The sequence below is a fragment of the Pseudomonas sp. WS 5051 genome (assembly GCF_012985715.1).
GTDB lineage: Bacteria > Pseudomonadota > Gammaproteobacteria > Pseudomonadales > Pseudomonadaceae > Aquipseudomonas > Aquipseudomonas bubulae.
Genome location: NZ_JAAQWV010000024.1, coordinates 35,409 through 49,139, shown reverse-complemented (window position 1 = coordinate 49,139; position 13,731 = coordinate 35,409). Strand labels below are relative to the sequence as shown.

Sequence of the window (13,731 nt, the reverse complement as noted above, 5' to 3'; positions counted from 1 at the left end):
CGATTACATCGAGATGTTTTACAACCCAAAACGACGCCACAGTTTCAACAATCAGCTGTCACCGGTAGAGTTTGAAAAGCGTTACGCAGCGAGCCTGGAGAGTGTCTAGGAAACCCGGGGCGATTCAAAGACCACCTGCAACTGGGCTCGGGTCGCAGCGGTGTACACAAAGGTTCGGTCAAGAATGCGAGACTTGCGAACCGGGATGATCACCCTTCTAAACTGCGAGCCCTGTGCTTTATGGACGGTGATTGAGTATGCAAGCTCCAGCGAGTCTATGTCGGTATCCAAGATGTAGTGCCGCACTCCATCAAACGACGCCATCCCTAAAGCTTTACAGATGAGGGGCTTTTCTTCATCTCCTAGATCTACGGATCTTGGCGCATCGAATATCTCATTGAGCTGACCCAGTGAGCCGTTCTGCAAATTGCGCACCCAGTCGTTTGCGGTGTACATCACGGGATCTCCTACGGACAGCCCGGTCGCTTCAATCTCACCTGTCTCTTTGTTCTCGGCCAACAACTGCCTGGTGTGATCCCCGTACTCGACGTGACAGATTCGGTTTAACGCATCTACACCGGTAAATCGGCACGATCTCGTTGCTGACAAGATCTGGGTGTTTTCCGAGTCTTGCTCATACAGTCTGAGGACAGTTGGAATGATCTGATCATCAGAGCATGGCAAGAAAACAACCTCATCGCGTTCATCCGAGCTGAAGCGTGGACACTGACCGTCTCGAATCTGACGGGATGCCAATGGAATTGCTGAATCCCTGGCTTGGCGTTTAACTTCGACTAGCTCAGTAGTCGGCACACTCTCCATGCCACACAGCACATGCAAGATCAGACCGGCGCCAATTGGAGGCAGTTGATACGGATCACCCACCAAGATTACCTGAGACTCAGATGGCAACTTTTGAACCAGCCGGTAGAACGTCACCAAGTCAAGCATCGAAGCTTCGTCGATGACAATGATCGGGGCGGGGCCCATTTCGTTGGCACCTATTCTGCGCAGAAAGCTTGCGATAGTTCGCGCTTCTTCGCCCGTCGCCTCGATCATTCGAGCTGTTGCCCGGCCTGAGAGCGCCATTTGAAACCGAGGTCGGCCCGTTGTATCTAACGCCTTATATAGAGCCTTTAGGACAGTGGTTTTCCCAACACCGGCACCACCCGTAATAATACTGAACCGACTTTTCAAGGACGTCTTCACGGCGGCGCGCTGTGCGTCGTTCAGCACAAAAGCGTTCAACTTCAAGTGCTCATGCTCTGACTGTTCAAAGTCAGCTATCACGCGGTCTACATCTGTAGCAAAAAGTGATTGCTGTCCCTCAGGCGCGCGAAGGAGCGCAATTATAAATTCAGCACAGCTCCGCTCCATGATGTAGGTGCCAGGCGCATGGAGCATAACATCGCCACTGGACGTGTCTCGAACGATGAACTGACCAGCCGTTTTGCCCTGTAGGAGCGCCTCCGCCAATGCAGACGCAGGTGCGGGATGAGGGGCAAGCAACCGCGTGACCGTCCGATGAAGATCTGTAATCGTAGCGCAGGTATGCCCCTTCTCTGCTGCCCCATACAGAGCCTCCTCCAAGGCAGCCCTAAGTCGTCTTGAGTCCCCAAGCCGAACAGAGAATCGTTCTTGAGCGATCTCATCAACTTCGACCCATGACCCACAGAAGCTCAGCATGCGATAGGGGTCTTCCAGGAGGGCCGCGATGGTCTTTCCCTTATGGAACTTGATAGCCTTACGGGCAAGATCCAGCGGTATCCCTTTATCCTGGACAAACCGGAGTGTCTTCGCATCACCATGTTCCAGCCAAGCGGTAAACATGTCCGCTCGGACGCTCTCAGAAGGAACAATCTTGCTGAGCGAAGCATGATCAGAACTATCCAGGATGTCGTAGAGTGAACCCTGGAAGGTATCCCAGAGCTTGGTAGCCTTCACTTCGCCAACGCGAGGTGCGTTGGCGGCCAGCCACTGAATGAGCTGGCTTCCGCTTGGGCGTACGAGACGGATATCCTGCGCATCCACTTGAATCTCGGAAACCCTGTAGCTTCCGTGCTCTCGATGCACCACGCTGCTCTCGCCGTACACCTCATAGATGCCACCAACCTCAACCATGGAGCGCGTGGCAACGCTTGTCGGCACCGCAATGACGATGGCAGTCGACCGATCATTCAAACCGGCATCAAGATCAACACGATGCCCGAATGCAATGCAGCCCTTGCTATTCCTGGATCGAATCCTGGTCACCCGCACGGTCACACTCAGCAGCGCAGGGGTTTGAGCATTCATCTAGGCATCCGTCCCGTCTCATCCAGAAATTCTGACATCAGCTTAAAGCGCTCAAGCATCGACTTGGCTTGGCCCAGCTCTGCTCGAAGCGAAGCATTTTCCTGCTCAAGGCTATTGAGGCGTTGCCCATCCTGCCTCTTCTGCTTTGCCTGGGCATCCCTGACAACCGGTTTATCGGAGATGGCATCACGCTCTTTATGTGCCGGCAGAACTCCGCGTCGACGTAGAGAGTCCTCAAGTTCCTCCAGCTCAGCTTTGATAGCAGGGTTTTGAACAAGAGCGCTTTTGCCGAACCCGCATTCCGAGGCGATTTCAGACCGTTTCAATACGCCCCTATGCACGTACTCTTTGAAATCTTCATCCGACTTCGACTTAGCCCAAGCGCGAAACGCAGCGAGGTTCGTTCCTGCCAGTTGTTGACCATTGGCCATCAGGTTTTCTTCTCCGCCGAGTCTCGATCAATAACAGGGAGGTGATCGTCCAGCAATGCCTTGGATATGCCACGCTTTTGAGCGTTGTACTGCCACCGAATGAACTGTTCGATAAACCGCTCATTTTCATAGGTCAGCCGGGCTACCTCGCTCTCAAGCTTTCGAATTCGTTGTTCGGCAATAGCAAGGCTCTCTGGGCGCTTGCTGGGCATTCGGCCTGTTTTCTGATGTGTTTTCTTTGCGTCAAAGGCTGCCTTGACTGCATTGTGGCTATTGAGCGTTTGACGGGTTGGACGAAAGCCAAGCACCTCAGCCCCCTTGTCACAAAGGGCGTCCCATGTGAGCTTTCCTGACCAGGCGTCGATCAGGTCGATCAGTATCCTTATGTGCCGATCTGTCAAATGCATGGCCACGTCAGAACATATCCATCGCGAAATCCAGCAGAGGCAATTCAGCAACTGGTTCAGCCAACCGCTTGATGCCTTGGCGAGCAGCAATCTCCCGTTTCAGCGGACTGTATTCCTGATCGTTGTTGAGCATGATGACGCTTCCATCCCGGATGTCCGGGTTCTCCATAATCTTGATGAGTTGATCAAGACGCTCGAGAGTTTTGAGTTGATGCTGGCTCCACCGGTCAGCACCAAAGTAGCCAGATGCATCCGCCGCTTTGGCTTTATCCAGTTGGACTTGAGTAAGGCGGCGCTGCAGCTTAAGACGCTCAAGTTTTTCAGCATCACCTTTAACGCACGCATGCTCGGTGCAATTCAGGCAGTCCATGTGTTTTTGGCATGGCGTCATCGAGTGATCGTGGACACAGAACCCGTAAATCGTAACGTGGGCAATGGCGTCACCTACGGCGTCTAGATCTGCAAGGGTAACCGGGACGTTGGCATGGACTTTTTCCAGCACGCCCTCAGGTAGAGCGTTCTCGCTGATCTTGACGTACTCGTCTTCCGTCATATGGTTGTAGACGGCATTCTGGTGCAGGTTGGCTCGACCAGACCACCTTGAGATGTCCAACTGTCCTAACTTGCCACGCTGAGCAGCAGTGTTCAGCAGGTGCCGCAACGCGTGAGAAGTCATCGTCATCTCAGAGCCATCTGGATTTTTATACCCATTACGAGTCCAGATACTTCGCTCTTGCCCTGGGATAAAATTCAAATCGGTTGAAAATAGGCTTTTTCCGGGTGCCCAAAGTTTGACCCGACTGGTTGTCAAATCTAGCCTGAATTCGTGAGCCCGATAGCAACATAGTGCCTCTGAATACTTGAGCTTTCGCTCGACATCCAGCCAAGGGAAGCCCTTCGGCAAGACCGAATGGCAATACTCATTAAGGAAAGCGAGCGTCAGTGGCTCGCGAGTCTTCCTGTACTGCTGATACGGCTTATATTTCACGAAATAAGGATCAATGTTTGCTTTGCCACCGTCGGCACTCAGCCCAAGCGCTAGGCAGACCTGGCTATCAGTCAATGGTGCATCTTCAGGGACGTTCGGGCACTCGTCGTGTCGATAAAACTTTGAAGGGTTGGTCTCATACCACCGCGCCAGCGCTCGCCCTTCTGCAGACAAATCTGTCAATCGCCGTACGGCCTCTTCAGTAATATCTTCAATGTACTCGGGTACAAATTTGATATCCCAGGCATATCCTTTACCGGCGAAGAAACGCAGCCCAAGATGCTCAACACCTTCTTTGTCCCTCTCCCGATGAAAAACATTCAACGGAAGCTTCTGAACCTCAGTTATCCTTGATGGGGCAGACATCAGCAGAGCAAAAATGGAGGTAGTGAAACGATCACGTGGGTGCTGCGGGTTATTGGCGAACATCTCGGCCATGGACTCAAGCTGAAAATCGGTGGGAAGCTTCTTCGCCCGTTTTTCCTTAGTTTCTGGATCGGTACGGTCGATTTCGCTCGGCTTGGAGATTGAATTTCTCCATTCCACCCGGCGAGGGATAATCTTACTTTCGTTAAGAAACTTCACCAGTTTCTCCAGCGCCTTACCAGCTTGGTAGCCGGTGGCGTTGTATTGCCTCGCGAAACCACCGGCAATATCCATCACGGTACTGTCTACCAACGTGATGTCGGCAACCCCTTTTACGGATAGCAGGGCCGGCTCAATGCAGCGCAAGGCTTTCATCTCATTGAACAACTGAGACGGTTTGATACCTTGCTGGTAGCGAACATACGCCTTAGCAAATGGCAGAATCTCAGCGTTGAGAATTTGATCCGGACGATATCCCCGAGAAGGTGCACCCTTGACGGTGAAATTGACAACCTTTGGCCAAGCATTGGAGTTCCAGTCCAAGTCCTCTCCAAATACTGTCAGCCGGTCACGACATAACTCGATGAAGTCCGCAAGATTCTGCTTTGCTTCTTTCTCAGCCTTAGGGACGAAGAATACAATTTCAGCCACGTACCACCTCTCCTTTCGCGACTTGGCAACGACGGATCACGTCACTCACCGCAAGAATCAACCGGTCATTCGTCGAAGCGACTTTTAGGTCGCCTGTCAGCTCTGCCACCCGGTCGCGCTGCCCAATCAAGCCCTCCAAGACCTCCTCATGCGGCCCATCAAGCCATGGTTGAAAGTAGGCACAGGTGTAGCAGGCAATGGGTGCCAGAGCACCGCAGAATCCATAGCTGCCACAGCTACCAACGTTGGCCCCTCCGTTAGAAATCCGGCTAGACGGATCTCCCCCTCGGCGTGCGTCAATCTCAGAAGTAACCAAGACACCTCTGAACGCTTGAGCGATGGGTGCCATCTGCGCCGCGAGGGCTTTGTTGATTCGCTCAGCAATTTCAGGAATGTTTCGTACGTACACCCCAGCGTTTTGGGTGTCAGAGTGATCAAGCGCCTCGGCAATCACATACTCGCCCTGCCCCTCACGAGCCAAGTTTGTTCCCAAGGTGTAACGGAAACGGTTGGGGTTCAGGTGTACCGGAGCTCCCGTACGCTCGCTCACCACGCGGATTTTTACTCCGGCATCCTTGACGCTGGTGTAGACCTCATAAGATGGGATGTGCAACTGGTCTGAGTTCAGCAAAGTCTGGATATCAGAGAGAGAAATGCGACCTCTGATATTTGGGAACAGCGGGAGCTCCGCCCTGATTTCCGGTGACAGGGATTGGAGCTCCAGCATTTTGCAGAATAACTTCTCCACGTCATTAGCTTGCTGATTTAGCAACAGCCAGAGATCTTCAACGATTGCAAACCGCTTAAAGGTCGAGCGCCATTTCATGCCACGCTGCTTGGCACGCGGAAAATTAATCCAGTATTTATTGTCTCGCTGAATCAAATCTTTGATTTTCAGGGCTGAGATCTGCCCTGGCCGTCTTCCGGTCATGGCCAGCGCCATCACTAAGCAGGTGTGCGAAAGGCTCAACTCCCTCTGGGCGAAGGCATGGATGGTAGCCTCAGCAATCCCTTGCATTTCAATGTCTGTGAGCGGCCCCTCATCTGGGCACATCGACTGCACTGCCCGGCCTTTTTCGTTCCCTTTGATAACGAGATTATCAAGTAAAGCCAGGGTCTCTTCCGGAATGCCTGGATAGCCTAACCGTGCCCATTGCTTGATAAATACACGAGTGGTGGAGAGATACCACTCACGTGTTTTATCCAGGCTCGCTCTGTAGGAAATAATCGACTCTACCGAGAATACCTGAGCCCCATTGAGCCCTCTTACGTAGTGAGCAACACGCTCCATAAGATTTTTCACATGTGATGGCGAGCTATGTTTTGCATAGAACGCCAACACATGCCGGAAAACACTGGAGTCACCTGGAAATTCGTTACAGAAGCTTCCCAGAGGTAGGTCGACGTCCTTGCTCAGGCGCCAACGGTCACTACTGAGCTCCACGGTGTAGCTTTCACGCGAGAGAAATACCTCGCCCTGATGACGAAGGGCAGCCGCCAGCGAATCCGCCACTGAGGCAAGGACATTATTCATCACTACTCACCTCATTTTGGCGGTTTATATAACGCTCTTGAAGCTCAAGACCTGCTGTTTGCGCTTTTTCTTTCGTGTGTCGCGCGTTGTACAAAACCGCAGTTCCTGACGTCTCACTCCACCCCATCCAGTACGAGCGAGTTTTTTCCTCTTCCGCAGGGCTCATGCCCTTCGCATCAGCCACTCGGGAAAACTCGTAGTTCCAATTGTGCCGCAGTGCATGGGCGTGAAAGCCGGCACCTTCAACAAGGTCTCCGATGTGGCCCATCCACTTACTGAACGCGCCTATTGATAGCGGGGCACCTTGTGTAGGGCCCGCTTTATGTGTGACGAACAGAAAATCATGCCTCCGAGCTCCAGGCACTTTGCCCCGACACTTTGAAACGTACTCGTAGACTTTCTTGACGAGCTCCGGATGGATACGCAAGCGCCGAGGTAACGTCTTAGCTGTAGGCTGATGCTTCCTGACATCGAGGTTCGAATCTGGGCGCCGAACCACGGCCATCGTGTTTGCACCAAAGTCGAAGTCTGAAACCCTCAAATTGAGCAGCTCCCCTCGCCTAAGCCCGATCAGCTTGAGGATGAAGAACATCAGTGCGTTTCGCAGCTGGATGCCATATTCCTTGGCTGGATTGTTTGGGGAATCTAGCTTGAGAGCGTCCTCGATAACCTGAATCACTTCGTCAGTCAGGTGGACATCGTCTCGGTCTGCAGCCGATCTGTAAGGTTTACTAGGACGGTGGGCCTTAATTGCCTCAACCATCTTCTCGATCCTAGAGTCATCAAGGCTCGGAGCCAGCCTATGCGCCAGAAAATCGAGATAACTGGCAACAATAGACAGACGAAAATAGTGAATGCTCGTCCCAACTACCTTCGGCTGCCGCTTGATTCGGGTGATCTTCTTCTCTTTGTCGGAGAGCAATGAGCGCTGGAGGAAATCGCACAGGTCTCTGATCTGGTTCTGATCAAGCAGCTCGCTACGCGAAAAGATCGACTCCACACTTAGGCCGGTATGGGCCTCCCAGGCGCAGAAGGCCTTGAGTGCGTTAAGTGCATTCGTAATGGTGTTAGCCGCAAGAGAGCGAGCACGAAGAACCCAAGTCGAGAACAAAGTTGGGTAGAAGAGTGGCATCCCCTGGCTATCAACCAAGACCGAGAATCGCTCGCCATCAGACCCTCTAAATCTGCGCAGTGAAATATCCATGCTCACACCAATACTTTACGTTTATGCATGGTTGCAGAACAGACAAAAAACATCAAGAAAAACTTTACAGCTGTAAAAACGAAAAACCCCCGCAGGGCGGGGGTTCTGGCGTTAGACTTTACAAAAAAGTCCGAGGTAGACTCTAGAACGGAATATCGTCATCAAAGCTGTCGAAATCCGGAGCTGGCTGCGGGGCCTGCTGTTGCGGCGCAGGGCGCGACTGCTGCTGTTGCTGCGGTGCAGGGCGTTGAGCCTGCTGACGCGGAGCCGACTGTTGTTGCTGGTAGTTGTTGCCACCACCCTGGTTTTGCTGGTCGCCCTGTGGACGGCCACCCAGCAGTTGCATGGTGCCTTGCATGTCGACCACGATTTCGGTGGTGTAACGCTTGATACCGTCTTTTTCCCACTCACGGGTTTGCAGCTTGCCTTCGATGTACACCTGCGAACCCTTGCGCAGGTATTCGCCGGCGATTTCGGCCACTTTGCCGAACATCGATACACGGTGCCATTCAGTCTTCTCGACTTTCTGACCGGTTTGCTTGTCAGTCCATTGTTCGCTGGTTGCCAGACTCAGGTTGGTCACGGCATTACCGTTAGGCAAGTAGCGAACTTCGGGATCCTGGCCGCATGTGCCGACCAATATAACTTTGTTAACCCCACGGGCCATAACGTTCTCCTAGGCTTCGCACGTCGGCGCTGGGTTAACCAACTGCTCGAGTGTCGCGCGATCCAATAGTTCGGTGTCCAATTTGATATAAATCGCAGCCTCTTCAGCCACGATCACTGCATCTGTAACGCCATTGACTGCCTTTAGACGCTCAGCCAGACCTGCTTCGCGCAACGCCTCGGGCGATAACGGCAGGCGCAGGCTTGTTACATACGGTGGTTCACGCATGGTAACAGCAAAGGCCAACCAGAGTGCAGCCAGACCTGCGCCTCCCAGGAACACAACCGACAGACCGCCATGCTGAAACAGCCAGCCGCCGAGTATGCCGCCCAGTGCCGATCCGAGGAACTGGCTGGTGGAGTAAACCCCCATCGCCGTGCCCTTGCCGCCTGCGGGTGAAACTTTGCTGATCAGCGAAGGCAATGAAGCCTCCAACAGGTTAAACGCAGTGAAAAACACCACAGTGCCAATCACCAGCGTTCGTAAACTGTCGCCGAACTTCCAGAAGAATAGCTCAGTGAGCATCAACGTCACGACGGCGCCGAGCAAAACTCGTTTCATTTTGCGTTTCTTTTCGCCGTAGATGATGAACGGGATCATGGCGAAGAATGAAATCAGCAAGGCCGTCAGATACACCCACCAATGTTGTTCCTTGGGCAGGCCGGCCTTCTCGACCAGCGCCAGCGGCAGTGCGATAAAGCTCGACATCAACATGGCGTGCAGCACAAAAATGCCAAGGTCCAGGCGCAACAGGTCGGGATGGCGCAAGGTCGGCAGCAAGGCCTGCTTCGCCACTCCGGACTCACGATGCTGCAAGGTACCGGTGGAACGCGGCACCATAAACATCACAATCACGATCCCGCACAGCGCCATTGCCCCCGTCGCCAGAAACAGCCCGGACAACCCGAAAGCGCGAGTCAGGAGCGGGCCCACCACCATGGCCACGGCAAATGACAAGCCGATGGTCATGCCGATCATGGCCATGGCCTTGGTGCGATGCTGTTCACGGGTAAGGTCTGACAACAGCGCCATGACCGCTGCAGAAATCGCCCCCGCACCTTGCAGGATGCGTCCCGCAATGACGCCCCAGATCGAATCGGAATTGGCCGCCAGCACACTGCCCAGCGCGAAGACAATCAAGCCCAGGTAAATGACCGGGCGCCGTCCAATACGATCGGAAATAACACCAAAGGGGATCTGGAAAATGGCCTGGGTCAGGCCATAAGCGCCAATCGCCAGACCAATCAGGGCGGGCGTTGCACCGGCAAGGTCCATTCCATAGGTTGCCAGAACCGGCAACACCATAAACATGCCCAGCATACGGAAGGCGAACACAAGGGCCAGACCGCTTGCTGCCCGGGTCTCGCCGCTACTCATGCGTTCGCTGTGGGGATCGTGCATGGAAAAACCTCATGTGAACCGGCGGCGATTCTATCAGTCCCATCGTCTAACAGCACATACACGAGAGAGACGCGACGCTTTGTCACGCAAAAGTTATAAAGGCTGCTTGAATGACAGTGTGCCATCAAGGGCCTGCACAGCTTTCGCACAGATCCGTATACTCATTCGTTTACGTTATGCCCGCCAAGCGAGGCCGCAGTGGACAAGATCCTGATACGTGGGGCACGAACCCACAACCTGAAGAACATCGACCTGACCCTGCCAAGGGACAAACTGATCGTTATCACCGGACTGTCTGGCTCCGGCAAATCATCCCTCGCGTTTGACACGCTGTATGCCGAAGGCCAGCGCCGTTATGTCGAGTCGTTGTCAGCCTATGCGCGGCAGTTCCTGTCGATGATGGAAAAGCCTGACGTCGATACCATCGAGGGTCTGTCGCCGGCGATTTCCATCGAGCAAAAATCGACCTCGCACAACCCGCGCTCCACGGTCGGCACCATCACCGAAATCTACGACTACCTGCGCCTGCTGTATGCCCGCGTAGGTATCCCGCGCTGCCCGGATCACGACATTCCTCTGGAAGCCCAGACCGTCAGCCAAATGGTCGACCTGGTACTGGCCCAGCCCGAAGGCAGCAAGCTGATGCTGCTGGCGCCGGTGATCCGCGAGCGTAAGGGCGAACACCTTTCAGTATTTGAAGAACTGCGCGCCCAGGGTTTTGTTCGCGCCCGGGTCAACGGCAAGCTTTGCGAGCTGGACGAACTGCCCAAGCTCGACAAACAGAAAAAGCACAGCATTGATGTGGTGGTTGACCGCTTTAAAGTGCGTGCCGATCTGCAGCAGCGCCTGGCCGAGTCTTTCGAGACAGCGCTGAAACTGGCTGATGGCATTGCCCTGGTTGCGCCGATGGACGATGAGCCGGGCGAAGAAATAATCTTTTCCGCGCGCTTCGCCTGCCCGATTTGCGGCCATGCGATCAGCGAGCTGGAACCCAAGCTGTTTTCCTTCAACAACCCGGCAGGTGCATGCCCGACCTGCGATGGTCTGGGGGTCAAGCAGTTCTTCGATATCAAGCGCCTGGTCAATGGCGAGCTGACGCTGGCCGAAGGCGCGATCCGCGGTTGGGACAGGCGCAACGTTTATTATTTCCAGATGCTCGGGGCGTTGGCCAAGCATTACGACTTCAGCCTTGAAGTGCCGTTCAGCGAGCTGCCGGCCGACAAGCAAAAGGTGATCCTGTATGGCAGCGGCACGCAAAACGTGGATTTCCGCTATCTGAATGATCGTGGCGATATCGTCAAGCGTGCTCACCCGTTCGAAGGCATCGTGCCAAACCTGGAACGCCGTTATCGCGAAACCGAGTCGGCCACCGTGCGCGAAGAACTGGCCAAATTCCTCAGCACCCAGTCCTGCCCGGATTGCCGGGGTACCCGACTGCGTCGCGAAGCCCGTCATGTATGGGTCGGCGAAAAAACCCTGCCCGCGGTCACCAGCATGCCTATCGGTGATGCGACCGAATACTTCAGCACGCTGAGCCTGAGCGGACGCCGTGGCGAAATCGCTGACAAAATCCTTAAGGAAATTCGCGAGCGCCTGCAGTTCCTGGTGAATGTGGGGCTGGACTATCTGTCGCTGGACCGTAGTGCCGATACCCTGTCAGGCGGTGAAGCCCAGCGTATTCGTCTGGCCAGTCAGATTGGTGCAGGCCTGGTTGGCGTGCTGTATATCCTCGACGAGCCCTCCATCGGCCTGCATCAGCGCGATAACGATCGCCTGCTGGGCACCCTCAAGCATCTGCGTGATATCGGTAACACCGTGATTGTGGTGGAGCACGACGAAGACGCCATCCGCCTGGCGGACTATGTGGTGGATATCGGCCCTGGTGCTGGCGTGCATGGCGGTCATATTGTTGCTGAAGGTACACCGGCCGAGGTGATGGCTCACCCTGACTCACTGACAGGCAAATACCTGTCGGGGCGTGTGAAGATTGCCGTACCCGCCAAGCGCACACCGCGCAACAAGAAGCTGACACTGTCGCTCAAGGGTGCTCGCGGCAATAACTTGCGCAATGTTGATCTGGAAATTCCGATTGGCCTGCTGACCTGTGTCACTGGGGTCTCGGGGTCAGGCAAATCCACCCTGATCAACAACACACTTTACCCGCTCAGCGCCACGGCACTGAATGGCGCGACCACGCTGGAAGCGGCGGCGCACGACAGCATCAAGGGGCTTGAGCATCTGGACAAGGTCGTCGATATCGACCAAAGCCCGATTGGCCGTACGCCGCGCTCCAACCCTGCGACCTACACCGGGTTGTTTACGCCAATCCGCGAGTTGTTCTCGGGTGTGCCCGAGTCGCGCTCGCGCGGTTACGGCCCGGGGCGTTTCTCTTTCAACGTAAAGGGCGGACGCTGCGAGGCCTGTCAGGGTGATGGCCTGATCAAGGTAGAAATGCACTTTCTGCCGGACATCTATGTGCCTTGCGATGTGTGCAAAAGCAAGCGTTACAACCGTGAAACCCTTGAGATCAAATACAAGGGCAAGAGCATCCACGAAGTGCTGGAAATGACCATCGAAGAAGCGCGCGTGTTCTTCGATGCTGTGCCTGCACTGGCGCGTAAGCTGCAAACGCTGATGGATGTAGGCTTGTCCTATATCAAGCTAGGACAATCCGCCACCACGCTGTCAGGCGGTGAGGCGCAACGGGTCAAGTTGTCCCGCGAGCTGTCCAAGCGCGACACAGGCAAGACCTTGTATATCCTCGATGAGCCTACTACCGGTTTGCACTTTGCTGACATCCAGCAGTTGCTGGATGTGCTGCATCGTCTTCGCGACCATGGCAACACCGTGGTAGTGATCGAACACAACCTGGACGTGATCAAGACCGCTGACTGGCTGGTGGATCTCGGCCCTGAGGGGGGTTCCAAGGGCGGGCAGATCATTGCTACCGGTACACCGGAAGAAGTAGCCGAGATGAAGCAATCACACACGGGCTTCTACCTGAAGCCACTGTTGATTCGCGACAAGGCTTAAAGCTCGGTACGAAAAAGCCCCTGCCATCGTGAGATGGCAGGGGCTTTTTACTGAGCGCAAATCAAGCTCTTGTGGGAGCGGGCTTGCTCGCGATGGTAACGCCGCGACACACAAGCCAGGCCGTGTTGCCTGCATCGCGGGCAAGCCACGCTCCCACCAAAAGCATCTCAGCTTCCCTGGATCAGAACTGCGATTGCAGGTAGTTCTGCAAGCCGATCGACTTGATAAGGCCCAGCTGTTTTTCCAGCCAGTAGGTGTGGTCTTCTTCGGTGTCTGCCAGCTGAACACGCAACATGTCACGGCTCACGTAGTCCTTGTGCAGTTCGCACAGGGCGATGCCTTTGCACAGCGCGGCACGGACTTTATATTCCAGGCGCAGGTCGGCAGCGAACATCTCAGGCACCGTAGTGCCCACATCCAGGTCGTCAGGGCGCATGCGCGGCGTACCCTCGAGCATCAGAATCCGGCGCATCAACGCATCAGCGTGTTGTGCCTCTTCCTCCATCTCGTGGTTGATACGCTCGTAAAGCTTGGTGAAACCCCAATCCTCGTACATACGGGAATGGACGAAATATTGGTCACGCGCAGCCAACTCGCCGGTCAGCAACGTATTGAGATAATCGATTACATCCGGGTGGCCTTGCATTGCCTTACATCTCCCTGCTTGAAAGGCTGTAGTTTGAACCAAGCCGACTGAGAGGTCACGGCTAAATCGCAATAAAAACCCTGTTTTTCAGAGAAAACAGGGTTAAAT

At 54.6% G+C, this 13,731-nt stretch carries 11 protein-coding genes; 2 read left to right on the top strand and 9 right to left on the bottom strand.

All coding sequences use genetic code 11. From position 1 onward, the window contains the following. On the top strand, positions 1–109 hold a 109-nt coding region (locus HBN79_RS23200; protein ID WP_138762977.1), incomplete at its 5' end, for an IS3 family transposase. Here the strand turns inward: HBN79_RS23200 and HBN79_RS23195 are convergent. The 8 genes from HBN79_RS23195 to HBN79_RS23160 all read right to left on the bottom strand — a co-directional run bounded on the left by HBN79_RS23195 (position 106) and on the right by HBN79_RS23160 (position 9,944). After that, on the bottom strand, positions 106–2,295 hold the full coding sequence (locus tag HBN79_RS23195; RefSeq protein WP_169917276.1) for an AAA family ATPase: 2,190 nt from the start codon (positions 2,293–2,295) through the stop codon (positions 106–108). The two genes, HBN79_RS23200 and HBN79_RS23195, sit on opposite strands and share 4 nt — an antisense overlap. Next, on the bottom strand, positions 2,292–2,726 hold the full coding sequence (locus tag HBN79_RS23190) for a VPA1267 family protein (protein WP_070414648.1): 435 nt from the start codon (positions 2,724–2,726) through the stop codon (positions 2,292–2,294). The genes HBN79_RS23195 and HBN79_RS23190 overlap by 4 nt, the downstream gene beginning before the upstream one ends. Next, positions 2,726–3,133, bottom strand: coding sequence for a hypothetical protein (locus HBN79_RS23185; protein WP_186348377.1), 408 nt, complete (start codon positions 3,131–3,133; stop codon positions 2,726–2,728). The genes HBN79_RS23190 and HBN79_RS23185 overlap by 1 nt, the downstream gene beginning before the upstream one ends. 7 nt (positions 3,134–3,140) lie before the next feature. Further along, on the bottom strand, positions 3,141–5,138 hold the full coding sequence (locus HBN79_RS23180; protein WP_060766333.1) for a hypothetical protein: 1,998 nt from the start codon (positions 5,136–5,138) through the stop codon (positions 3,141–3,143). Continuing rightward, complete coding sequence (locus HBN79_RS23175; RefSeq protein WP_060766332.1) at positions 5,131–6,672, bottom strand: site-specific integrase; 1,542 nt, start codon at positions 6,670–6,672, stop codon at positions 5,131–5,133. Before HBN79_RS23175 ends, HBN79_RS23180 begins: the two co-directional genes overlap by 8 nt. Next, positions 6,665–7,876, bottom strand: a complete 1,212-nt coding sequence (locus HBN79_RS23170; protein ID WP_169917274.1) for a site-specific integrase — start codon at positions 7,874–7,876, stop codon at positions 6,665–6,667. The genes HBN79_RS23175 and HBN79_RS23170 overlap by 8 nt, the downstream gene beginning before the upstream one ends. Before the next feature lie 142 nt (positions 7,877–8,018). Further along, positions 8,019–8,543, bottom strand: a complete 525-nt coding sequence (locus HBN79_RS23165; RefSeq protein WP_016779190.1) for a single-stranded DNA-binding protein — start codon at positions 8,541–8,543, stop codon at positions 8,019–8,021. Between the two features lie 9 nt (positions 8,544–8,552). Continuing rightward, the gene (locus tag HBN79_RS23160) at positions 8,553–9,944 is read right to left on the bottom strand and encodes an MFS transporter (protein ID WP_095019084.1); all 1,392 of its coding nucleotides are present in this window, start codon (positions 9,942–9,944) and stop codon (positions 8,553–8,555) included. Between the two features lie 198 nt (positions 9,945–10,142). Between HBN79_RS23160 and uvrA the strand changes: the two genes are divergently transcribed. Beyond that, positions 10,143–12,977, top strand: a complete 2,835-nt coding sequence (gene uvrA / locus HBN79_RS23155) for an excinuclease ABC subunit UvrA (protein ID WP_094999498.1) — start codon at positions 10,143–10,145, stop codon at positions 12,975–12,977. A gap of 181 nt (positions 12,978–13,158) precedes the next feature. On the opposite strand, the gene bfr is transcribed toward uvrA, so the two are convergent. Continuing rightward, a complete protein-coding gene (gene bfr, locus HBN79_RS23150; protein WP_016779187.1) occupies positions 13,159–13,623 on the bottom strand; it encodes a bacterioferritin in 465 nt (154 codons plus the stop codon). Positions 13,624–13,731: the final 108 nt, after the last annotated feature.

Coding starts and splice junctions, on each gene's coding strand:
- HBN79_RS23195 (WP_169917276.1), bottom strand. CDS start 2,295: ATGAATGCTCAAACCCCTGCGCTGCTGAGTGTGACCGTGCGGGTGACC.
- HBN79_RS23190 (WP_070414648.1), bottom strand. CDS start 2,726: ATGGCCAATGGTCAACAACTGGCAGGAACGAACCTCGCTGCGTTTCGC.
- HBN79_RS23185 (WP_186348377.1), bottom strand. CDS start 3,133: ATGCATTTGACAGATCGGCACATAAGGATACTGATCGACCTGATCGAC.
- HBN79_RS23175 (WP_060766332.1), bottom strand. CDS start 6,672: ATGAATAATGTCCTTGCCTCAGTGGCGGATTCGCTGGCGGCTGCCCTT.
- HBN79_RS23170 (WP_169917274.1), bottom strand. CDS start 7,876: ATGGATATTTCACTGCGCAGATTTAGAGGGTCTGATGGCGAGCGATTC.
- HBN79_RS23165 (WP_016779190.1), bottom strand. CDS start 8,543: ATGGCCCGTGGGGTTAACAAAGTTATATTGGTCGGCACATGCGGCCAG.
- HBN79_RS23160 (WP_095019084.1), bottom strand. CDS start 9,944: ATGCACGATCCCCACAGCGAACGCATGAGTAGCGGCGAGACCCGGGCA.
- bfr (WP_016779187.1), bottom strand. CDS start 13,623: ATGCAAGGCCACCCGGATGTAATCGATTATCTCAATACGTTGCTGACC.